This is a genomic window from Pseudomonas sp. NPDC089408 (assembly GCF_044749445.1).
Taxonomy (GTDB): Bacteria; Pseudomonadota; Gammaproteobacteria; order Pseudomonadales; family Pseudomonadaceae; genus Aquipseudomonas.
In genome coordinates this window covers 182,570-202,540 of sequence record NZ_JBIVHY010000009.1, presented here as the reverse complement: position 1 = coordinate 202,540, position 19,971 = coordinate 182,570, and the positions used below count along the sequence as shown (strand labels likewise).

The following is a 19,971-nucleotide window of genomic DNA, read 5'->3' as shown; positions in this document are numbered from 1 at the left end:
CGCCGGGGCAATGACCATGCGGGGAATCCTCTAGCACCTTAGTGGAAGATTGCCCGGCTGGGCCAAGTGTTCGAATGCAATGGCCTACTTAACGACGAGTGGTCCCGGCGGGCCCCAGTGAATTTGAAAATGATCGGCGCACGGCGCGCAGGGTGGAGACTTTGGGCATAAGTGGATGATGCCAGAAAAGCTGGGGGCGCTTTGCGCCCCAATCGCGACGCAAGGCCGCTCCCACAGGGTGGACGCGAACTTTTGTAGGAGCGGCCTTGCGTCGCGATTGGGCTGCAAAGCAGCCCCGGCTTTTTCAGCCTTGCATCTGCCCGAACCGCCCGGCATGGAAATCGTCGAACGACTCGGCAATTTCCGCCTGGCTGTTCATCACGAACGGGCCATAACCGACGATCGGTTCATCGATCGGCTCACCGCTAAGCAACAGCACGCTGGCACCGTCCAGTGCCTCCACGCTGACATCCTCACCTGCCCGGTCAAGCAGCACCAGGCTGGCCGGCCCGGCTTCGCGCTCGCCGTTAACCCGCACATTACCGCGCAGCACCACCAGCGCCGCATTGCGCCCGGCGGCCACTGGCAGTTGCAAGCTGGCGCCAGCGTTCAGCCGCAGGTCCCAGACATCCATCGCGGTAAAGGTCCGTGCCGGCCCCTGGTGGCCAAGGTAGTCACCGGCAATCACCCGCAAACTACCGGCATCAGCGCCCAGCGCCACGACCGGGATGTCATCGGCCAGCAACGTCTGGTAACCCGCCGCTGCGCGCTTGTCCCGCGCCGGCAGGTTGACCCACAGTTGCACCATCTCCAGCGTACCACCACTGCGGGCAAAGCCCGGGGCATGGAACTCTTCATGGATGATGCCGTTGGCAGCGGTCATCCACTGCACGTCACCGGGGCCGATCAAGCCACCCGCACCGGTGGAATCGCGGTGCTCCAGCTCGCCCTGGTAGACGATGGTCACCGTCTCGAAACCACGGTGCGGGTGTTGGCCGACGCCACGCCGCGCAGTGGTCGGGGTGAAATCATGCGGGCCGGCATAGTCCAGCAACAGGAACGGGCTGATGCGGCTGGCCAGGTTGTCGTAGGTGAACAGGCTGCGCACCGGGAAACCATCACCCACCCAATGGGCGTGATAGCTGCGGTGGATACCCAGAATGTTTTTCATGAGAAGGCTCCTCTCTCGGTTGGGGTAACCTTACCAGTGACAACAATAACTCTGTAGACAGGAAAAACAGCACTAATCGTTCTACCAGCGGAACAACCCCTGGCATTTTAAAAACACAACGCATGCAGGATCGGATGCCCCGGATACTGCGCTCTCAACCACTGCTCGAGCTTTTCAGAAAAAGCATTGCCAATGGCTTTGATCTCGCGATATACCGGATCGGCCGATGCATGAGCAGCAGATAACTGGTCTAGGTGCTGACGATAGTGGGCTGAGGAAATCAATTTCAGGAAAACGGCGTACCATTCGAATAGCTGTTCAGTATGCTCATTCGACTGTCCAATTGTTGCCAGGCGTTGCAAAGGCGTGTGAGCCAACAGGTATTCAAACCGTCTGACTCTTGCATGCGCAGGTAGGCCGAAGGCCTCGGCAATCACGACGATGCCTCCGATGAAGAGCAGTTTTCGAGAGAACTGCAGTTTGATGTTACGTACGCCCCAGGCCTTGCCTTCAGCCTGCTTCTCTTCAAAATTTGCCATCAAGGTTCGGTAATAGCGAACGAGATCATTGAGCATGAATCGCGAAAGCCCAGTGCCTTGCTCGCCAGGCACGTATCGGCGCAACAGGTCGTTTTTCCAGTGATCGTGTGCAGCATCCCCAAATAATGAGCAGCCCTCGAGCAACAACAGCATCCGCCGGGTCAGCGCAGTACTGCTTTCACGCTTCCACCCCATGTGGCAACTCAAACTGGAGTACAGGGACAACGCGTCCCTGCCGAATTTCGCATGGTCGCTCTCGCCCCGCTGGCTGAGGGGGCGAACATGAGCGTTGACCTGATTCAAAATCGCCTCCAACCGCTCATCTGGCAGGCGACCGTCATGGACGATAAAGAAATCGATGTCCGATACGCACGAAGCTTCACGCCGTCCATAAGACCCGACTGCAACGACAGTCAAGGGTGACTGGCCTACCAAGGGTGCAACAGTCTCTTTCAGGGCTCGGCGTAGCGAATCGATGACCTTGCATGAGTACTCAAAACGCTTTCGCAAATAAGGAGGTTCCAGCACGGTGTGGTGGGTCATTGGCGTCTGCTCGGGAAAAAACCAAGCGTACTGACGACTCGCACACGCGCACTGCCTGGAAAACTACCCCTCAACAGCTCCCAGCAGGAAGGCAATCACCTCTTGCGCACACTGTTTGGGGTCTTCCTGCATGAAGCAATGCCCACCGGCGACCTGCTGCGCGCTGACATGGCGGTTGAGCGACACCAGGCGGCTCACCGAGTGTGGCACGAAGGGATAAGTGTGTTCGCCATACAGCACGCGGGTCGGTGTACTGATTGCGCCTAGGCTGGCCCACATACGCTTGGGGAACGAGCTGAAGATTTCCACTTCGCGGCTGGGCCGGCACTTGAGCACCACCGACTCGCCGCAATCACCGATGGCATGCTCCACATAGGCCTGCAGCGCCGCATCGGTCCAACCTTTGAAAATGCCACGGCCTTGCAGCGAAGCCAGCGCCGCTTCGCGGTCAGGCCAATGGCTGCGGCGGCTGGCGGCCTTGCGCGCCAGGGCATGGCGCTGGTGCAGGCCGACCAGTGCGGCCGCGCCCATCACGCCGAGCATGCGCCGGCTGAACAATACCGGGTCGAGCAGCACCGCACGCGCGAACAACTGCGGGTTGCTGGCCAGAATCAGCCCGGTGAGCACGCCACCAAAACTATGGCCTACAGCAAACCGCGGAACGTCGGCATACTCGCCCCGCCCTGTTTCAAAGGCTTCCACAGCCAGTGCCGCCGTGCAGTTCCAACCACGAAACACGCCCCCATGGTCACTGTCACCGTGCCCCTGCACATCACAAAGCCACAGGTCGAAATGCTCGCCCAAGCGCATCAGCAACGGCTGGTAAGCCAGGCAGCAGAACCCGTTGCCATGCAAAAAATGCAGCAGCGGCTTACCAGTGGCCGGCGTCCGCCAGCCACGCAAGGTAAAGCCTTCGGCGCATTCGTGGGACCAGGGAATCAACTGCATGGGCGTGCTGTACTCGCGGGGCTAAGAAAACGCCGATTCTACAAACAGCAGCGGGTACAGTGAAACCACCAGCAGCAGGGCCATCAGGACATTGAACAGCATCAGCCAGCGCGGGTTCTGCAACAGGTTGCGCAAAGCGCTGCCGAACATCACCCACACACCCACGCTGGGTAGGTTGACCAAGGCGAACAGGGCCGCGATGACGATCACGTTGGTGACATAGCCTTGTGCCGGTGTGTAAGTGGTGATTGCCCCCACCGCCATCACCCAGGCCTTGGGGTTGACCCACTGGAACGCCGCCGCGCCCCAGAAGCCCAGCGGCTTGCGCGCACTGGGCGAGGTGCTGCCGACCGGCCCGGAGGTGGCAATCTTCCAGGCCAGGTACAGCAGGTAAGCCGCACCGGTGTAGCGCAGCACCGTGTACAACGGTGGCCAGGCCTTGAACACCTCGCCCAGGCCCAGGCCGACTGCCAGCACCATGACCATGAACCCACAGCTGATGCCCAAGGCATGGGGAATCGAGCGGCGCACGCCGAAGTTCACCCCCGACGCCAGCAACATGGTGTTGTTGGGGCCGGGGGTAATCGAAGACACAAAGGCAAACAGCACAAAGGCGGTCAGCAGGTCGGCAGAGGCAAGCATGGCGGGCATTCCACTTTTTTTACAGGTGCTGTCACACTAACGGAGTCGCCCTCTTCTGCGACCGCTACAGTTCTATTAAATTATGTAGATACACATTACTGTACCGTTACCCTGGATCAAGGAAGCCGTCCCATGAGCCTCACCATTCGCCCCGCCGTTCGCACCGATGCCGCACAGATTCTGGCCTTCATCACCGAACTGGCCGAGTACGAGCGCGCCCGCCACGAAGTGGTTGCCAGCCTTACCGACATCGAGCACAGCCTGTTCGACGCAGGCAGCACGGTGCACAGCCTGATCTGCGAACGCGATGGCCGGGCGATCGGCTTTGCCGTGTACTTCTACAGCTATTCGACTTGGCTGGGGCGCAACGGCATTTACCTCGAAGACCTGTACGTAACGCCCGAGCAGCGCGGCGATGGTGCTGGCCGGCAAGTGCTGCAGCACATTGCCCGCGAGGCGGTGGCTAACAATTGCGGGCGGTTGGAATGGAGCGTGCTGGACTGGAACGAGCCGGCGATCGGCTTTTATCAGAAGCTGGGGGCCGAGGCGCAGGATGAGTGGGTGCGCTACCGGCTGGATGGGGAGAAGCTGGCGGCGTTTGCCCGCGGATAACGCTGTACTTGTGGGAGCGGCTTTAGCCGCGAAGAATCCGACGCGGTGCATGGCACCGGCTGCGCCGGTGTTCGCGGCTAAAGCCGCTCCCACAGGGTTCGCGCCAATTCAATGAGTTGTGTGCAGGGCTCTCACTCCCGTCGCCACACCGCCCCGGCAATCTCGACCCGCTTTGGCAGCAACTTGTTGTCAAAGAACAGCTGCGCCGTACGCTGCTGCGCCGCCACCATCGCCTCACTCACCGGCGACACCGGTGACGCCGGCCGGTGGCTGAAACTGCGGCGTACTACGTCCTCCGACAAGCCCATGAACTGCGCCAGCAGGCGAATGCTGCCGGCTTCGTCACTGCGGGTAAGCGCTTCGGCACGGCTGATTTCCTCCAGCAACTCCCCGACAAATGCACCATTGGCCTCGACATACGGGCGCGCGCCGAGCATGAACGGCCCGATCAACCCCAGGCCCTGGCCGTCAGCCAGCAACCGCGCCTTGCCTTCCAGGTCGATGGCCGAATAGAACGGGTCCCAGATCACCCAGGCATCCACGCTGCCGCGCTCGAATGCCGCCCGGGCGTCAGCCGGTGCCAGGTACACCGGCTGCACGTCAGCAATGCCCAGCCCTGCCTTGGCCAGGGTGCGCAGCAACAGGTTGTGTGCACTGGAGCCCTTCTGCAGGGCAATTCGCTTGCCCTTGAGTTCATCCACAGCGGTGATCGGGCTGTCTTTGGGCACCAGTATCACTTCGGCCTGCGGTTTCGGCGGCTCGGCACCGATGTACAGCAGGTCGGCCCCCGCCGCCTGGGCGAAGATCGGTGGAATATCACCGGTAGAGCCGATATCGAGGCTGCCGATGTTCAAGGCTTCGAGCATCTGCGGCCCGGCCGGGAACTCGATCCACTCCACCCGGGTATGGGCAAAACGCTGTTCCAGCAAGCGATGCTGCTTGGCCAGTACCAGGCTGATCGAACCTTTCTGGTAGCCGATTCGCAGCGCCTGTGGGTCTGCAGCCTGGGCCGAACCCATGCAACCCAGCAGCAACAACATGGCAAGGTGTAGCACGCGCATCGCTTACTCCTTCCAGTCGGTCGAGGGTTTTTCCCACAGGTTGATACCGCCTTCAACGGCGTACTGGTCGATGGCCGCCAGTTCCTCGTCGGTGAACGCCAGGTTGTCGAGCGCGGCGACGTTCTCGGTGATCTGCTCGGGCCGGCTGGCACCGATCAGCGCCGAGGTCACCCGCGGGTCGCGCAGGGTCCAGGCCAGGGCCAACTGGGCCAGGCTCTGCCCGCGCTGGCGAGCAATCTCGTTCAGTGCGCGGGCACGGACGATGTTGGCTTCGGACAAATGTTCTGGCAGCAACGAACCGCCACCCGCGCGGTTGACCCGGGCGTCGGCAGGGATACCGTTCAGGTACTTGTCGCTGAGCAGGCCCTGGGCCAGCGCGGTGAACACGATCACCCCGGCGCCGACAGCGTCCGTGGTATCGAGCAAATCGCGCTCGATCCAGCGGTTGAACAGGTTATACGAAGGCTGGTGGATCAACAGCGGCACCTTCAGCGCTTGCAGCAGCGCCGCCATTTCAGCGGTTTTGCCGGCTGAGTAGGAGGAAATGCCGATGTACAGCGCTTTGCCCTGGCGAACGATATCGGCCAGGGCAATGGCGGTTTCTTCCAGCGGCGTGTCAGCATCGAAACGGTGTGAATAGAAGATGTCGACGTAGTCCAGCCCAAGGCGTGCCAGGCTCTGGTCGAGGCTGGCGATCAGGTATTTGCGCGAACTGCCGCCCTGCCCGTACGGCCCCGGCCACATGTCCCAGCCAGCCTTGCTGGAAATGATCAGCTCGTCGCGGTAACTGCGCAGGTCTTCGCGCAGCAACCGGCCGAAGTTGCTCTCTGCGCTGCCATAGGGCGGGCCGTAATTGTTGGCCAGGTCGAAATGGTTGATGCCGGCATCGAACGCGGTGTGCAGCAAGGCGCGTTGAGTCGCGATGGGGGTGGCGTCGCCAAAGTTGTGCCACAGGCCCAGCGACAAGGCCGGCAGCACCAGGCCGCTGCGGCCGACACGGCGGTAAGGCATACGCGCGTAGCGCTCGGGGTTGGCAGAATAGCTCATGGTTGGCCTCGATCGGCAAAGAATGGATTGGCCGGGCGCGACAGGCCCAGGTGTTCACGCAGGGTGCGGCCCTGGTAATGCCGACGGAACAGCCCACGGCGTTGCAATTCGGGCACCACCTGGCTGGCAAAATCCTCAAGGCCCAGCGGCAGGTGCGGTACCAGCACATTGAAACCATCGGCCGCACCGCCTTCGAACCAGGCTTGCAGTTCGTCGGCGATCTGCACCGGGGTGCCGATCAGGCTGTAGTGCCCTCGCCCACCCGCAATGCGCCGGCCGAGCTGGGCCAGGGTCAGGTGTTCGTTGCCGGCCAGCTCGGTCAGCAGTTGTTGGCGACTGCGCTGGCCGTCTTCGGTGGGCGGCAAGTCCGGCAGCGGGCCATCGAGCGGGTAGCCTGAAAGGTCGAAGTTACCGAGCATGCGCCCCAGCAGGCCAACCCCCACTTGCGGGTCGACCAGGGCCTGGAACGCCTCGTACTTGTCCTCGGCCTGCGCCTGGCTCTGCCCCACCACCACGAACACCCCGGGCATCACCTTGAGCGAATGCTCGCCCCGACCATGGCGCGCCAGGCGGCCCTTGAGGTCGGCATAGAAGGCCTGGGCGCGGGCCAGGCTCGGCTGCGCGGTAAACACCACTTCGGCGCTTTGCGCTGCCAGCTCGCGGCCGGTTTCGGACGAACCGGCCTGGACCAGTACCGGCCGGCCCTGCGGCGAGCGGGCCACGTTCAGGGGGCCTTTGACGCGAAAGTGTTCACCGGCATGGTCAAGGCTGCGGACGGCATGCGGGTGGTGGAACAGGCCGCTGGCCTTGTCGCGCACGAAGGCATCATCCGCCCAACTGTCCCACAAGCCCTGCACCACCTGCTGGAATTCCTGGGCCCGGGCATAGCGCTCGGCGTGCGGAATATGCCCCTGGCGGCCGAAGTTTCCTGCTTCGGCGGCGGCATCGGAGGTGACCAGGTTCCACCCGGCGCGCCCTGCCGACAAATGATCCAGTGAGGCGAACTTGCGTGCCACATGGTATGGCTCGTTGTAGCTGGTGGTGGCCGTGGCGATCAGGCCGATGCGCTCGGTGACTGCGCTCAGTGCCGACAATAATGTCAGCGGTTCGAAGTACACCGAGCGGGCGCTGTGGCTGGCCAATGGATCAGTAGGCGCAGCCACGCTGTCGGCGACGAACAGTGCGTCAAAGCAGGCCGCTTCGGCGATTTGCGCCGTGCGCCGGTAGCTGGCGAAATCCAGCGGGTCGGCTGGTACGTCCGGGTGACGCCAGGCGGCCACATGGTGACCGGTAGCCATGAGGAAGGCACCCAGGCTCATTTGGCGGGGCATATTGGTCTCCTTTTGCGCAATATCCATGCTCATGAAACTGCACATCACTCAATGAATTAGCAGGGCCCCTGTAGGAGCGGGTTCACCCGCGAACACCGGCGCAGCCGGTGCCATATCCCGCGTTACAAAGCCCTTCAGCCTTAAAAATCCTTGCGTACCTGCACACCGAAATAACGCCCGTCATCCCGCGGCACCGAGCGGTAGATGTAGTCGCCGCCACTGGCCAGCATCTGCGCGTACGACTTGTCGCCCAGGTTCTTGCCCAGCAGCGCCACGCGCCAGCCGTCGTTGTAGTCGGCCAAGGCAATGCTGGCGTTCCAGATGCCATAGGCGCCCTGTACGGTGTCCGGGTTCTGGTCGAGGCTGAACTGCACCGAATCCTGCCAGCTGTAGTCACTGCTCAGTTCCACATCCAGGCCGTTGTCCAGCGGGATCACATAGTCGGCGCGCAGGTAGGTTTTCCAGTCTGGGGTGAACGGCAAGCGCCCACCGTCGATGTTGCAGTTTGCCGCGGCACCCACCGGGCAGTTGAAGTGGTCTACGCGGGCCTTGGTGTAGGCCGCGGCAGCTGACAATTTCAAGCTGGAAGTCGCCTGGAAGCTGGCGTCCAGCTCCACGCCCTGGGTTTTGACCTTGCCGGCATTGACCAGGCGGGTGACCACCTGGTTGGCCACGGTGTCGTAGAAGTTGGCCTGGTAGTTGTCGTAATCGGTGTGGAACACCGCCAGGTTGGCACTCAGGCGTTGGTCCAGCGCAGTGCCTTTCAGGCCGATTTCGTAGGCGTCGGAGGTTTCCGGCTTGAGCGCTTCGGTGTCGCGCGGCTGCATGTTGAAAAACACGTTGTAGGCCGGGCCCTTGTAGCCACGCGAGTAGGTAACGTAGCCGGTCAGGTTGTCGGTGAAGTCGTATTGCAGGCCGGTGCGCCCGCTCCAGCCATCTTCGTCGACCGAGCCGGAGCTGGCCGTCGAGGGCTGGATGCCGGTGACCGCCGCAGCCGAGGTGGATACGCGGCGGTGGTCGTACTCCAGGTCATCGTGGGTCCAGCGCAAGCCGAAGATGGCACGCAAATCATCGGTGAAGTTGAAGGTGTTCTCACCGAACAAGGCGACACTGTCGTTGGTAGTGGAATAGTCGGCACGGCCGCTGTTGGCGACACCGCCGTTGACCGACAGGCGCTGGTAGGTCTCGTTGGACGTGCCGTGCATGTAGAAGGCACCCAGCACGTACTCGTTGAACTGCCCTTTCGGCGAGGTCAGGCGAAACTCCTGGCTGTACTGGTCGTAGTCCACCGTGCCTTTGTCGTGCGACGCCGTCACCGGGAGCAAGGCACGGCGATCACCGTCCTGGTACTGGGTGTTGTCCCAGCCGCGCCAAGCGCTAATCGAGGTCAGCGTGTAGTCACCCAGTTGCCAGTCCAACTGCGCCGAAAGCCCTTGGTTTTCGTCTTCGACATGGGTCTTGAAGTCGCTGTTGATGTCACGGTTGTGCGCGCTTGGTGTTACCGGGCGCAACTGGCTGGCAATGGCGGCACTGGCGCTGGTGACCACCCCGTTGGGCAAGGTGTCTTCGCCCTTCATGTAGTCGGCGATCAAGGTCAGGCGCAGGTCTTCACTGGGCTCGAACTCCAGCTTGCCGCGAGCACCCTTGCGTTCATAGCCATTGACGTCGTGGCCGTTGGCAACGTTCTCGACATTGCCGTCGTAGTCACCCCACAAGGTGCTCAGCGAGCCTTTCAGTTGCTCGTTCAGGCGCCCGCCGATACCAAAGCGCAGGCGGTTTTCATCGCCGCCGCCGAAGTGCGAGTAGTCCACATAGCCTTGGGTTTGTTCAGGGATCGCCTTGCTGACCACGTTGAGCACACCCGCCGAGGCGTTCTTGCCGAACAAGGTGCCCTGCGGGCCACGCAGTACTTCGATGCGCTCAAGGTCGAGCAGGTCAAGGGTCGACTGGCCCGGGCGACCGAAAACCACGCCATCCACCACCGTGGCCACCGTCGGCTCGACACCTGGGGATGTGGAAATGGTGCCAACGCCACGAATGAACAGTGATGTGTCCTTGTTGGAAGCGCCGGCACGGTAGTTGAGGGTGGGCACCTGCTGGACGATGCTGGCGACATTGTTGCGGTTGTCACGTTCCAGTTGCTCGCCATCGATGACCGACACCGCCACCGGTACTTCTTGCAGGGTGGCTTCGCGGCGGGTGGCGGTAACGGTTACCGCGCCCAGCGCAGTGGCTTGCGGGGCGCCCGCCTCGGCTGGCTCGGCGGCCTGCGCAGCCTGGCCGACAGCCGCCAGCAGAATGGCTGCAGCAAGCGGCCGACGTTGGGTAGCGGGGAATGGGAAACGGCTTTTGTACATGGTGCTCACTGCCTCGGGAAACCAGACCAGGCCCCTGCTTGCGGGGCCGACATGAAGTTGCTGGGGTTGTCTGGTCTCGCTCGTGCGAGTGGCAGGCGCTTGCCAACACCGGCGCTTGTTAGCGCTAACATCCGCAAGTATCAGAGGTGGCCGCTTAGCACGTCAAATACTTAAAAGTATGCTTTATATGCAATAAAGCTATTTGCCATGCTGTGTCTCGTTAGCGCTACCATCGCGCCATTTCCCCAGGAGGCAGCCCGGTGAGCCAAGCCAAGGATCCACCCCGCAAACGCCGTGGTGCAGGCCGAGTCACCCTGGCCGAAGTAGCGCGCGCAGCCGAGGTTTCGGCGATCAGCGTGTCACGCTACTTCAACCAGCCAGACCAGGTATCCCCGCCCTTGCGCGAGCGCATCGAGGCCGCTGTGCAGGCGTTGGGCTATGTGCCCAACCTGGTTGCTGGCGGCCTGGCCTCGGCGCGCGGGCGCATTGTGGGCATGGTGATCCCGAACATCTCCGGGCCGATCTTTGCCCAGACCATCCAGGCCTTCAGCGATACCCTCAGCCGGCATGGCTACCAACTGCTGCTGGCCTCCAGCTATTTCAGCGAGGCGCAAGAAGAAAGCGCCGTGCGCGCTTTTCTCGGCTGGTCGCCGGCGGCATTGGTGGTGACCAGCCACTTCCACAACCCGACCACCGAGAAGCTGCTGGCCGATGCCGATGTGCCAGTGGTGGAAATCTGGGACTACTGCCCGGATCGTGCGCCTGTGCAGGTAGGTTTCCTGCACCACCAGGTAGGCGTGCAGGCTTGCCGCTACTTGCTGGACAAGGGCTACCGGCGCATCGCCTTCGTGCAGAACAGTGCGCCCGGCGACCTCAGTGCCCTGGAGCGCCGCGATGGCTACATCGAGGCACTGGCTGAGCGCGGCCTGGAACCCTGGGTGTTCGTGCCTTCAGCCGACTGCGCGCCGTTCGAGGCGGGCAAGCAGGCCATGGACGCCTTGGTCCGCCGTGACCCGCGGCCCGAGGCGATCATCTTTGCCAACGACAACTTGGCTGCCGGCGCCCTGCTGGCGGGCCAGCGCGCCGGTTTGCGGCTGCCTGAAGACATGGCGATCGTCGGCTTTGGCGATTACCCCTTCGCCGAGATGCTGTTGCCCAGCCTGACCACCCTGCGGCCACCCTCGCGGGAAATTGGCGAGGTGGCGGCATTGCGGGTGCTGCAGCACCTGGGTGTGGCCGCGTGCGAGGGCGAGGTGCAGCGGCTGAACCTGTTGGCGTGTGAGTTGATTGCCCGCGAGAGCGGTTGAGAGACCTTTGGCGGCACACAGGTACTGCACAGGCCTAAAGTACAAGTTGTAGCGGTGGCAATTGACGCCACGCCCGCCCCATGCTCTCCTTATGCCTCACGTTCAGGTGCCCCCACAGGGGGTGAAACGGGAAACCGGTGCGTCGCAGGCCCTCATCAGGGCCGGACAATACCGGTGCTGCCCCCGCAACGGTAAGCGAGCGAAACGTCTGTACCACTGTGCCTTGTAGTGCGGCATGGGAAGGTGACGTTTTTCCAGGAGCCCTGCTCCTCCTCGCAAGCCCGGAGACCGGCCTGGCGTTCATGAACACCCCGCGGTGGGCGGGCGCTGTTGCATTCCCCTGGGTTTCCATGCCCGGGGCTGCCGCGCTTGCCCATTGCCCACAAAAAGCAGAGGAACGCGTCATGCCCGTCACCAGCACCAAGCCTCACAGCCTAGCCACCCCCGTTACCCTCAGCCAGCGCGTAGTCATCGCTGTCGGCGCCAGCCTGCTGGGCTTGTGCCTGGTGTACTTCGCCGGTTTCTCGCACATCGAGGCCGTGCACAACGCCGCCCACGACACCCGCCACAGCGCCGCCTTCCCCTGCCACTGAGTACCCCCGATGATTACGCGCATTGCCCGTACCGCGGGCTTCAGTGGGCTGCTTGCGGCCTTGTTGCTGACCTTGCTGCAAAGTTTCTGGGTCGCCCCGCTGATTCTTCAAGCGGAAACCTACGAGTCCTCGACCCCGGCCGCCCACCACGAACATGGCAGCGAAGCGCCTGCCCATGAACACAGCGCCGAAGCCTGGTCGCCGGAAGACGGCTGGCAACGTGTGCTGTCTACCACCGGTGGCAACCTGGTGGTGGCGGTCGGCTTCGCCCTCATCCTCGCCGCCCTGTACAGCCTGCGCGAGCCAACGCGCGCCGGCACTGGCGCCTTGTGGGGCCTGGCCGGCTTCGCCGTGTTCTGCCTGGCGCCAACCCTCGGCCTGCCGCCGGAATTGCCGGGTACCGCGGCTGCCGACCTGGGGCAACGCCAGGCCTGGTGGATCGGAACCGCCGGTGCCACCGCCCTGGGCCTGGCGTTGCTGGTGTTCGCCCGCCACTGGCTGCTGAAGGCGCTGGGCGCCGTGCTGCTGGTGATCCCCCATGTGATCGGTGCTCCGCAACCGGACGTGCACGAGAGCCTGGCCCCCGAAGCACTGGAAACCCAGTTCAAGGTGGCCTCGTGGCTGACCAATGCTGCCTTCTGGCTGGCCTTGGGGCTGCTCAGCGCGTGGCTGTTCCGCCGCTCCAGTCAGGCCTGATGCCGGCCTTCTACGCCGGTTTCGGCTGCCGCCGGGGTTGCCCGGCGGATACCCTGCAGCGCGTACTGTGCCAAGCCCTGGACAACCTGGACCTGGCACTGGCTGACCTGCGCGGCATCGCCAGCATCAGCCTGAAGGCCGACGAACCCGGCTTGCAGCAATTGGCCGAACGCCTCGGTTTGCCCCTTGTGCTGTACCATAGCGAGCAGTTGCAAGCTTACGAGCCACTACTCAGCCACCGCTCCGCCACCGCCTATGCCCACACGGGCTGCTGGGCCGTGGCCGAGAGCGCAGCGCTAGCCCTGGCCAGCCAACAGCCAGGCACGCCCCGACTGCTGCTGACTCGCCAGGTTCTGGGCCCGGCGACCCTCGCCCTGGCCTGCTGAACGTTTCATCCCTCTTTTTTTGCAAGGACACTCCATGACCGTCTACTTCATCGGCGCTGGCCCCGGCGACCCGGAACTGATCACGGTCAAAGGCCAACGGCTGATTCGCCAGTGCCCGGTGATCATCTTTGCCGGCTCGCTGGTGCCTGCCGCCGTGCTCGAAGGCCACCAGGCCGAAACGGTAATCAACAGTGCCGAGTTGCACCTGGAGCAGATCATTACGGCCATGCACCATGCCCACCAACAAGGCCAGGATGTGGCCCGGGTGCACAGCGGCGACCCCAGCCTGTACGGCGCGATCGGCGAGCAGATCCGCCACCTGCAGGCCTTGGGCATCGACTACCAGATTATTCCCGGGGTCACCGCCACGGCGGCCAGCGCTGCGTTGCTCGGCTGCGAACTGACCCTGCCTCAGGTCGCGCAGACGGTGATCCTCACCCGCTATGGCGACAGCTCGCCCATGCCGCCCGGCGAGCAACTGGGCGATTTGGCGCGCCATGGCAGCACGCTGGCGATTCACCTGGGGGTCAAGCACCTGTCGCGGATTGTCGACGAGTTGCTGCCGCACTACGGCGGGCACTGCCCGGTGGCGGTGGTGCACCGCGCCACCTGGCCGGACCAGGACTGGGTACGCGGCACGCTCGGCGACATCGTCGAGCGCGTGGCCGCCAAGGGTTTCCGCCGCACGGCGCTGATCCTGGTCGGCCACGTGCTGGGGGATACGCCGTTCGCCGAATCGGCCTTGTACCGCGCTGGCCACGCCCACCTGTATCGCCCTGGCGACTAAACGTTGCCAGCCTTGTCATTGGCGTAGCAGACTCCGGGTTCCCGCCTGCAAACAGGAGCCACGCCCATGCTGCAATTACGCCCCAACTGCGAATGCTGCGATACCGACCTGCCGGGTGACAGCCCCGACGCGCTGATCTGCTCCTTCGAATGTACGTTCTGCCGTAGCTGTGCCGAATCCCGCTTTCAAGGCCGCTGCCCGAACTGCAGTGGCCAGCTGGTAACTCGCCCAACGCGGGTCGGCCTGGCGCTCGCTAACAACCCCGCCTCGACCCTACGTGTAGACAAAGCCCACACCGCCTGCGCTTGACAGCCTCAAAACCCGGACATCACCGCTTTGACAGGGTGATGTTTTCCCGTTATTTGTAGGAATTTTCAACAGCAGGCCTGGGAACTATCAACACTTCTATACTCGGCATTACCAAACTTCGGGATTGGCCGTATCGTGCTGCGCTTCCGATTAACCCACTTGCAGACGTATTCCTGAGTGATCCAGGAAGCGGACCACATCCCGACAGGAGTTTCCCACATGACAACCGTGCTGATCGTCGACGACCATCCTATCGTCCGGCTTTCCCTGCGACTTCTGCTGGAGCGTGAGCGTTTTCATGTTGTCGGCGAAGTCGGCAACGGCAGCGAAGTAGCGCAGGTAGCCCGCGAACTGCGCCCGGACGTGGTCGTCCTGGACATCGGCCTGCCGGGCCTGGACGGCATGGAAGTGATCAAGCGCCTGCAATGCCTGGAGCCCGTACCGAAGATCATGGTGCTCACTGGCCAGGCCACCGACCTCTACGTGCGCCGCTGCCTGGATGCCGGTATCGGCGCCTTCGTCACCAAGGAAGAAGACCACGAAGCGCTGCTGTTCGCCCTCAAGGCCCTGGTCAAGGGCTACTCCACCTTCCCGCAGATGTCGGTCAACAGCAACTCGCTGGAGAGCGAACCGGTGCGCCTGAGCAGCCTTTCCAACCGGGAAATGGAAGTACTGCGGCGCCTGGCACGCGGCGAGAACAACAAGAACATTGGCACTTGCATGAACCTCAGCGCCAAGACCATCAGCACCTACCGGGGCCGCATCATGGAAAAGCTCAAGACCGAATCGCTGGTCGAAATGGTCGACCTGGCCAAACGTAACTGCGTCTACTGAGCACCCCTGCCATGAAACACCTGCTGGCGAGCGTTCTTTTGGCCATCGGCCTGGTCAATTCCACCGGGTTGCTGGCCAGCAGCGAACCTCGCCAACTGCTGGCCCGTTCGGCCAGCGCCGCTGCCCCGCTGGCACTGTCCAGCGACGACCGCCTGTGGCTGCAACGACACCAGCACCTGGTACTGGGCAGTTCACGCCCGGACTACCCGCCTTTCGAAATCAACATCAGCCCGCGTGACTACGAGGGCTTGAGCGCGGATTACGCCGGCATCATCGGCGAGCAGCTGGGCATCGACATCGAGGTGCGTCGCTTTGACAGCCGTCACGAAGCCATCACCGCCCTGCGCGAGGGCCGCATTGATCTGCTGGGCAGCTCCAACGCCTTCGAGGCAGCAGACGCCCAGCTCAGCCTCAGCACACCTTATGCCGACGACCTGCCTGTGATCGTCACCCGTGAAGGGCGCAGCTTGAAAAACACGCCTGACCTCGCCGGCCTGCGCCTGGCCATGGTCGATCACTACTTGCCGGCCAGCAGCGTGCGCAGCCTGTACCCCAAGGCACAACTGAGCCTGTACCGCTCGACCCTGGCCGGGCTTGCGGCCGTTGAACTGGGCGAGGCAGACGCCTACCTGGGTGACGCCATCAGCACCGACTTCATGATCGGAAAAAGTTTTCAAGGTACATTGAAAATCGACCACTTTTCCCCGGCTGCCCCCGAGGCCTTTGCCTTTGCGCTGGCAAGCGACAGCCTGCGCCTGCGCCAGTTGGTCGACAAGGCGCTGGCACGCATCAGCGAAAGCGAACGCCTGAACATCCTGCGCCGCTGGAGCAGCGGCAACACCAGCCTGCTGTTGCAGCGCCACCTTGCCGCCCTGAGTGACGAGGAAGAAACCTGGATTGCCGAGCACCCGACCGTCGACGTGCTGATCAACACCGCGCTGGCGCCGCTGACGTTCAACGATGCCCAACACAACCCCAGCGACATTACTCTCGACCTGCTGAAGCAGATCGGCTTACGCACAGGGCTGCAATTCAACGCCGTCGAAAGCACGTCCGCCCATGCCATGGTCGAACGCCTGAACCAAGGGGACGCACTGATGATTGGTGCCTTGGGCTACGGCGCCGACCGTTCGAAACAACTGCGCTACACCCGCCCGTACCTGGTCAGCCCAAGGGTACTGGTCACACGCAACGTCAATACGGCGCCCGCACAGGCCAAGGCTTTGGATGGACAGCGCATCGCTGTGGTAAGGGGCTCACCGCAACGCGCCGTCCTGCAGCAACGCTACCCGCAGGCCCGGCTGATAGAGGTGGATAACCCGCTGGGGCTGATGGAGGCCGTGGCCAATGACCGCGCCGACGTTGCCCTGAGCAGCCACATCAATGCCGCCTACTACATCAGCCATGTGTTCAAGGACCGCTTGCGCATCGCCAGCGTACTTGACGACGAGCCGGCCATTGCCGCCTTTGCCGTGGCTGCCGATCAACCCCAGCTACAGGCCATCCTCGACAAGGCATTGCTGAGCATTCCGCCCGAAGAGCTCGACCAACTGATCAACCGCTGGCGTACCAGCACCCTGGTCAGCGACAGCCCGTGGCGCGACTACCGCACCCTGGCTTTGCAGGTGCTGGTGCTGTCGGCGTTGCTGCTGGCCGGCGTGGTGTTCTGGAACAGCTACCTGCGCAAGCTGATCAACCAGCGCACCGAGGCCCAGCACGCGCTGCAAGCCCAGCTGGCGTTGAGCCGCGGCCTGCTCGAACAACTGCGCCAGGCCAAGGACGATGCCGAACAGGCCAGCCAGACCAAAAGCACCTTCCTGGCCACCATGAGCCATGAAATCCGCACCCCGATGAATGCCGTGATCGGCCTGCTGGAATTGGCCCTGGAAGACAGCCGTAGCGGGCGCAGCGATATCCAGACCCTGCAGACAGCCCACGACTCGGCGCTTGGCCTGCTCGAGCTGATTGGCGACATTCTCGATATTTCGCGGATCGAGTCCGGGCACATTACCCTGCAACCAACGCCTACCGACCTGCGCGAGCTGGTGCGTGCCACGCTGCGGGTATTCGAAGGCAACGCACAGGCCAAAGGCTTGTGCCTGCACGGCGAGCTGCCTGCAGAGCCGGTCTGGGTGCTGGCTGACCCGCTGCGGCTCAAGCAGGTGTTGTCCAACCTGATCAGCAACGCCATCAAATTCACCGACCGTGGCGAGGTACAGGCCAGCCTGCTGCTGCCAAAGGTTGCCGGCCATGACGCCCTGGCAATCGAACTGGACGTGCGCGACACCGGTATCGGCATCAGCCCTGCCGACCAGGCGCGCTTGTTCAGTGCCTTCGTCCAGGCCGACGGCCCAAGGGCACGCCAGGGTGCAGGCCTGGGCCTGGTCATCAGCCGTACTTTGGCGGAACTGATGGGCGGCACCTTGGACCTGCAGAGTGTCGAGGGCGTCGGCACCCGGGTGCAGGTCAGCCTGCAACTGCCCACTTGCGCAGCCCCGGCACAAGCCGAACAGGGGCAACCGGCACATGAAAGCAGCTGCGGCCCGCTGAACATCCTGATAGTCGATGATTACCCGGCCAACCTGCTATTGCTGGAACGGCAGCTGCATTCCCTGGGGCACCAGGTGACCCTGGCTGAAAACGGCGAAGTCGCCCTGGCTCACTGGCATGCCACGCGCTTCGACCTGGTGATCACCGATTGCAGCATGCCGGTCATGGACGGCCACGAACTCACCCGGCGCATTCGCCAGCTGGAGGGCGAACGCGGCCTGCCGGCCTGCCGAATTCTCGGTGTCACCGCCAACGCCCAGGCCGAGGAACGTACCCGCTGCCTGGCCAGCGGCATGGACGTGTGCCTGTTCAAGCCCATTGGCTTGCGCACCCTCAAGGCGCATCTGCCCGCGGCCCACTCCCAGCTGCCAGCGCCAGCAGCACGCCACAGCGGGTTTGACCTGGCCGAACTGCGCCACCTGACCCAGGACGACGAGCAACTGACGCGGCACCTGCTCGAGCAATTGTCGATCAGCGTTGACGAAGACCTGGCCGCCTTGCGTGCGCTGGCGGCAGACGCGCCTGATGAGGCCGTGCGTACCTTGGCCCACCGCATCAAGGGGGGGGCCAAGATGATCAGGGTGCGCACCGTGGTCAACGACTGCGAAGCCATCGAACACGCCCACGCGCAGGGCTTGCCGACGGTCGAGCAACGCGCATTGCTACAAGCCAGCCTGCAAGCCCTGCTTGACGAAATGCGCGATGCACTCAGTGCAATTGCAGCGTCGAACTGATCTGACTGATGGCGTCCACCACGTGCCGTGAGCCTTGCTGGATTTCCATGATCACCGTCCCGGCCTCGTTGGCCAGCGCCACCCCGTGACCGGTGCGGTTCAGGCTTGACTGCATACTGGCCACCGCCAGCAGCGACAGGTCGTGGTTCTGCCGCACTACATCGACAATCTCCAGGGTTGCCTTGCTGGTTCGCGCGGCCAGGTTACGCACCTCATCGGCGACCACGGCAAAGCCGCGCCCGTGTTCGCCGGCACGGGCGGCTTCGATGGCCGCATTCAGCGCCAGCAAGTTGGTCTGGTCGGCGATACCCCGAATAGTCAGCACAATTTGCCCGATTACATCCGACTGCTTGCTGACCGCATCGATGCTGCGTGCCGCGTCGTTAAGCTCGTGGGAAATCTGCTCGATGACCTGTACAGCCTGCTGCACCACCTCGGTGCCCTTGCGGGCGCACGCGTCGGTCTGCACCGAACTGGCATGGGCAGCATCGGCGGCGCTTTGCTGGGTACAGACCTGGTGAGTGATGTCGCTGGCGAACTTGACCACCTTGTAAAGGCGGCCCTTGCTGTCGAAGATCGGGTTGTAGGAGGCCTCCAGGTACACGGTCTGGCCTTGTTTGTTGACGCGCTCGAAGCGGTGCGAGTGGTATTCGCCACGGTTGAGCGAAGCCCAGAACTGGCGGTACTCGGCTGATTCGCGCTCATGCGCCAGGCAGAACAGACCATGGTGGCGACCCACCACTTCGTCGAGGCGGTAGCCCATGGTATCGAGGAAGTTCTGGTTGGCTTTGATCACCCGCCCTTGCGGGGTGAACTCGATCACCGCCATCGAGCGGCTGATGGCCTTGAGCAGGCTTTCGCTCTCGTGTTCCAGCACAACGCGTTGGCTGATGTCGGACGCCACCTTGATCACGCTGGTCACCTGGCGCTGCTCATCCAGTACCGGCATATAACTGGCTTCAAGCCAGACCTCACGGCCACCCTTGTCGACGCGCTCGAACGTACCGCTGATGGCCTTGCCCTGCCCCAGCTCGTGCCACAGTTGCTGGTACTCAGCGCTTTTTGCGTAGTCCGGTTCGCAGAACAGCCGGTGGTGCTTGCCGCGTAGCTCGTCGGCGCTGTAACCCATGGCCTGGCAGAAGCGCTCGTTGGCATCGAGGATGGTGCCGTCGGGGGCGAACTCGATCATGGCCATGGCGCGGCCGATGGCGGCCAGTTTGGCTTGTGCGTTAGCCAGGGCCTGGTGACTGCGTTGGATCTCGACCAAGTCGGACTTGCGATGGAAATCGAACATGACGCCAGGCTCCTTTATGCGCGGTTTTCTGAGCATAGATTGACTTGCGTATGTCGTTATTTTTGTAGCGCCTACAAGATCGAGCGCCGCCCGCGCGGCGCTTCGCGGGACAAGCCCGCTCCCACATTTGTTTCGGGCCAGCATTGCCTGTGCCAGGCGCGCGCGACCGCCTTGTTTGTACGACGCGATATCGAGACATGCGCCAAGGCGTTCGCGCAAATTTCACAGGA

The 19,971-nt window shown here is 63.1% G+C and carries 17 protein-coding genes, 2 pseudogenes and 1 riboswitch; of the genes and pseudogenes, 9 read left to right on the top strand and 10 right to left on the bottom strand.

Annotation, left to right across the window (positions count from 1 at the left end; genetic code table 11):
• Positions 1-304 precede the first annotated feature (304 nt).
• The 4 genes from ACIP02_RS16845 to ACIP02_RS16830 form a co-directional block, all read right to left on the bottom strand.
• On the bottom strand, positions 305-1,171 hold the full coding sequence (locus ACIP02_RS16845) for a pirin family protein (RefSeq protein WP_400618083.1): 867 nt from the start codon (positions 1,169-1,171) through the stop codon (positions 305-307).
• Between the two features lie 107 nt (positions 1,172-1,278).
• A complete protein-coding gene (locus tag ACIP02_RS16840) occupies positions 1,279-2,253 on the bottom strand; it encodes a DUF294 nucleotidyltransferase-like domain-containing protein (RefSeq protein WP_400618081.1) in 975 nt (324 codons plus the stop codon).
• Positions 2,254-2,316: 63 nt separating this feature from the next.
• The gene (locus ACIP02_RS16835) at positions 2,317-3,201 is read right to left on the bottom strand and encodes an alpha/beta fold hydrolase (RefSeq protein ID WP_400618079.1); all 885 of its coding nucleotides are present in this window, start codon (positions 3,199-3,201) and stop codon (positions 2,317-2,319) included.
• A 21-nt stretch (positions 3,202-3,222) separates the two neighbouring features.
• Positions 3,223-3,852, bottom strand: coding sequence for a LysE family translocator (locus ACIP02_RS16830; RefSeq protein ID WP_400618077.1), 630 nt, complete (start codon positions 3,850-3,852; stop codon positions 3,223-3,225).
• Positions 3,853-3,975: 123 nt separating this feature from the next.
• Between ACIP02_RS16830 and ACIP02_RS16825 the strand changes: the two genes are divergently transcribed.
• Positions 3,976-4,455, top strand: a complete 480-nt coding sequence (locus tag ACIP02_RS16825) for a GNAT family N-acetyltransferase (protein ID WP_400618075.1) — start codon at positions 3,976-3,978, stop codon at positions 4,453-4,455.
• A gap of 131 nt (positions 4,456-4,586) precedes the next feature.
• On the opposite strand, the gene ACIP02_RS16820 is transcribed toward ACIP02_RS16825, so the two are convergent.
• The 4 genes from ACIP02_RS16820 to ACIP02_RS16805 all read right to left on the bottom strand — a co-directional run bounded on the left by ACIP02_RS16820 (position 4,587) and on the right by ACIP02_RS16805 (position 10,251).
• Positions 4,587-5,516 carry an aliphatic sulfonate ABC transporter substrate-binding protein gene (locus tag ACIP02_RS16820; RefSeq protein ID WP_400618073.1) on the bottom strand — a complete coding sequence of 310 codons (930 nt, stop codon included), beginning with the start codon at positions 5,514-5,516 and terminating at the stop codon, positions 4,587-4,589.
• Between the two features lie 3 nt (positions 5,517-5,519).
• Positions 5,520-6,563, bottom strand: a complete 1,044-nt coding sequence (gene mgrA / locus ACIP02_RS16815) for an L-glyceraldehyde 3-phosphate reductase (protein ID WP_400618071.1) — start codon at positions 6,561-6,563, stop codon at positions 5,520-5,522.
• Entirely contained in the window at positions 6,560-7,894 is a 1,335-nt protein-coding gene (locus ACIP02_RS16810; protein ID WP_400618069.1) for an LLM class flavin-dependent oxidoreductase, read from the bottom strand. The genes mgrA and ACIP02_RS16810 overlap by 4 nt, the downstream gene beginning before the upstream one ends.
• 140 nt (positions 7,895-8,034) lie before the next feature.
• Positions 8,035-10,251 (bottom strand): TonB-dependent receptor, encoded by a 2,217-nt coding sequence (locus ACIP02_RS16805; protein ID WP_400618067.1) that lies wholly within the window; start codon positions 10,249-10,251, stop codon positions 8,035-8,037.
• Between the two features lie 260 nt (positions 10,252-10,511).
• Between ACIP02_RS16805 and ACIP02_RS16800 the strand changes: the two genes are divergently transcribed.
• The 8 genes from ACIP02_RS16800 to ACIP02_RS16765 all read left to right on the top strand — a co-directional run bounded on the left by ACIP02_RS16800 (position 10,512) and on the right by ACIP02_RS16765 (position 18,447).
• On the top strand, positions 10,512-11,558 hold the full coding sequence (locus ACIP02_RS16800; RefSeq protein WP_400618065.1) for a LacI family DNA-binding transcriptional regulator: 1,047 nt from the start codon (positions 10,512-10,514) through the stop codon (positions 11,556-11,558).
• 87 nt (positions 11,559-11,645) lie between these two features.
• Positions 11,646-11,870: riboswitch (cobalamin riboswitch) on the top strand.
• Between the two features lie 92 nt (positions 11,871-11,962).
• A complete protein-coding gene (locus ACIP02_RS16795) occupies positions 11,963-12,151 on the top strand; it encodes a CbtB domain-containing protein (RefSeq protein WP_201207055.1) in 189 nt (62 codons plus the stop codon).
• A 9-nt stretch (positions 12,152-12,160) separates the two neighbouring features.
• Positions 12,161-12,847 (top strand): CbtA family protein, encoded by a 687-nt coding sequence (locus ACIP02_RS16790; RefSeq protein ID WP_400618063.1) that lies wholly within the window; start codon positions 12,161-12,163, stop codon positions 12,845-12,847.
• Positions 12,847-13,233 carry a cobalamin biosynthesis protein gene (locus ACIP02_RS16785; RefSeq protein WP_400618061.1) on the top strand — a complete coding sequence of 129 codons (387 nt, stop codon included), beginning with the start codon at positions 12,847-12,849 and terminating at the stop codon, positions 13,231-13,233. The genes ACIP02_RS16790 and ACIP02_RS16785 overlap by 1 nt, the downstream gene beginning before the upstream one ends.
• Before the next feature lie 34 nt (positions 13,234-13,267).
• Positions 13,268-14,020, top strand: a complete 753-nt coding sequence (gene cobM / locus ACIP02_RS16780; RefSeq protein WP_400618059.1) for a precorrin-4 C(11)-methyltransferase — start codon at positions 13,268-13,270, stop codon at positions 14,018-14,020.
• 66 nt (positions 14,021-14,086) lie between these two features.
• On the top strand, positions 14,087-14,329 hold the full coding sequence (locus tag ACIP02_RS16775; protein WP_400618057.1) for a DUF1272 domain-containing protein: 243 nt from the start codon (positions 14,087-14,089) through the stop codon (positions 14,327-14,329).
• A 219-nt stretch (positions 14,330-14,548) separates the two neighbouring features.
• Positions 14,549-15,163, top strand: coding sequence for a response regulator (locus ACIP02_RS16770; protein ID WP_400618055.1), 615 nt, complete (start codon positions 14,549-14,551; stop codon positions 15,161-15,163).
• A gap of 11 nt (positions 15,164-15,174) precedes the next feature.
• A complete protein-coding gene (locus ACIP02_RS16765) occupies positions 15,175-18,447 on the top strand; it encodes a transporter substrate-binding domain-containing protein (RefSeq protein ID WP_400618053.1) in 3,273 nt (1,090 codons plus the stop codon).
• Here the strand turns inward: ACIP02_RS16765 and ACIP02_RS16760 are convergent.
• Together ACIP02_RS16760 and ACIP02_RS16755 are read right to left on the bottom strand one after the other, a co-directional pair.
• Positions 18,422-18,847: pseudogene (locus ACIP02_RS16760) on the bottom strand (methyl-accepting chemotaxis protein); the annotation flags it as partial. The gene ACIP02_RS16765 and the pseudogene ACIP02_RS16760 sit on opposite strands and share 26 nt — an antisense overlap.
• A 111-nt stretch (positions 18,848-18,958) precedes the next feature.
• A pseudogene (locus ACIP02_RS16755) lies at positions 18,959-19,636 on the bottom strand (PAS domain-containing protein); the annotation flags it as partial.
• Between the last annotated feature and the right edge of the window lie 335 nt (positions 19,637-19,971).

What these genes read in the sequence shown, in the direction of transcription:
- ACIP02_RS16845 (WP_400618083.1), bottom strand. Translation starts at nt 1,171, where the DNA reads ATGAAAAACATTCTGGGTATCCACCGCAGCTATCACGCCCATTGGGTG.
- ACIP02_RS16840 (WP_400618081.1), bottom strand. Translation starts at nt 2,253, where the DNA reads ATGACCCACCACACCGTGCTGGAACCTCCTTATTTGCGAAAGCGTTTT.
- ACIP02_RS16835 (WP_400618079.1), bottom strand. Translation starts at nt 3,201, where the DNA reads ATGCAGTTGATTCCCTGGTCCCACGAATGCGCCGAAGGCTTTACCTTG.
- ACIP02_RS16830 (WP_400618077.1), bottom strand. Translation starts at nt 3,852, where the DNA reads ATGCCCGCCATGCTTGCCTCTGCCGACCTGCTGACCGCCTTTGTGCTG.
- ACIP02_RS16825 (WP_400618075.1), top strand. Translation starts at nt 3,976, where the DNA reads ATGAGCCTCACCATTCGCCCCGCCGTTCGCACCGATGCCGCACAGATT.
- ACIP02_RS16820 (WP_400618073.1), bottom strand. Translation starts at nt 5,516, where the DNA reads ATGCGCGTGCTACACCTTGCCATGTTGTTGCTGCTGGGTTGCATGGGT.
- mgrA (WP_400618071.1), bottom strand. Translation starts at nt 6,563, where the DNA reads ATGAGCTATTCTGCCAACCCCGAGCGCTACGCGCGTATGCCTTACCGC.
- ACIP02_RS16810 (WP_400618069.1), bottom strand. Translation starts at nt 7,894, where the DNA reads ATGCCCCGCCAAATGAGCCTGGGTGCCTTCCTCATGGCTACCGGTCAC.
- ACIP02_RS16805 (WP_400618067.1), bottom strand. Translation starts at nt 10,251, where the DNA reads ATGTACAAAAGCCGTTTCCCATTCCCCGCTACCCAACGTCGGCCGCTT.
- ACIP02_RS16795 (WP_201207055.1), top strand. Translation starts at nt 11,963, where the DNA reads ATGCCCGTCACCAGCACCAAGCCTCACAGCCTAGCCACCCCCGTTACC.
- ACIP02_RS16790 (WP_400618063.1), top strand. Translation starts at nt 12,161, where the DNA reads ATGATTACGCGCATTGCCCGTACCGCGGGCTTCAGTGGGCTGCTTGCG.
- ACIP02_RS16785 (WP_400618061.1), top strand. Translation starts at nt 12,847, where the DNA reads ATGCCGGCCTTCTACGCCGGTTTCGGCTGCCGCCGGGGTTGCCCGGCG.
- cobM (WP_400618059.1), top strand. Translation starts at nt 13,268, where the DNA reads ATGACCGTCTACTTCATCGGCGCTGGCCCCGGCGACCCGGAACTGATC.
- ACIP02_RS16775 (WP_400618057.1), top strand. Translation starts at nt 14,087, where the DNA reads ATGCTGCAATTACGCCCCAACTGCGAATGCTGCGATACCGACCTGCCG.
- ACIP02_RS16770 (WP_400618055.1), top strand. Translation starts at nt 14,549, where the DNA reads ATGACAACCGTGCTGATCGTCGACGACCATCCTATCGTCCGGCTTTCC.
- ACIP02_RS16765 (WP_400618053.1), top strand. Translation starts at nt 15,175, where the DNA reads ATGAAACACCTGCTGGCGAGCGTTCTTTTGGCCATCGGCCTGGTCAAT.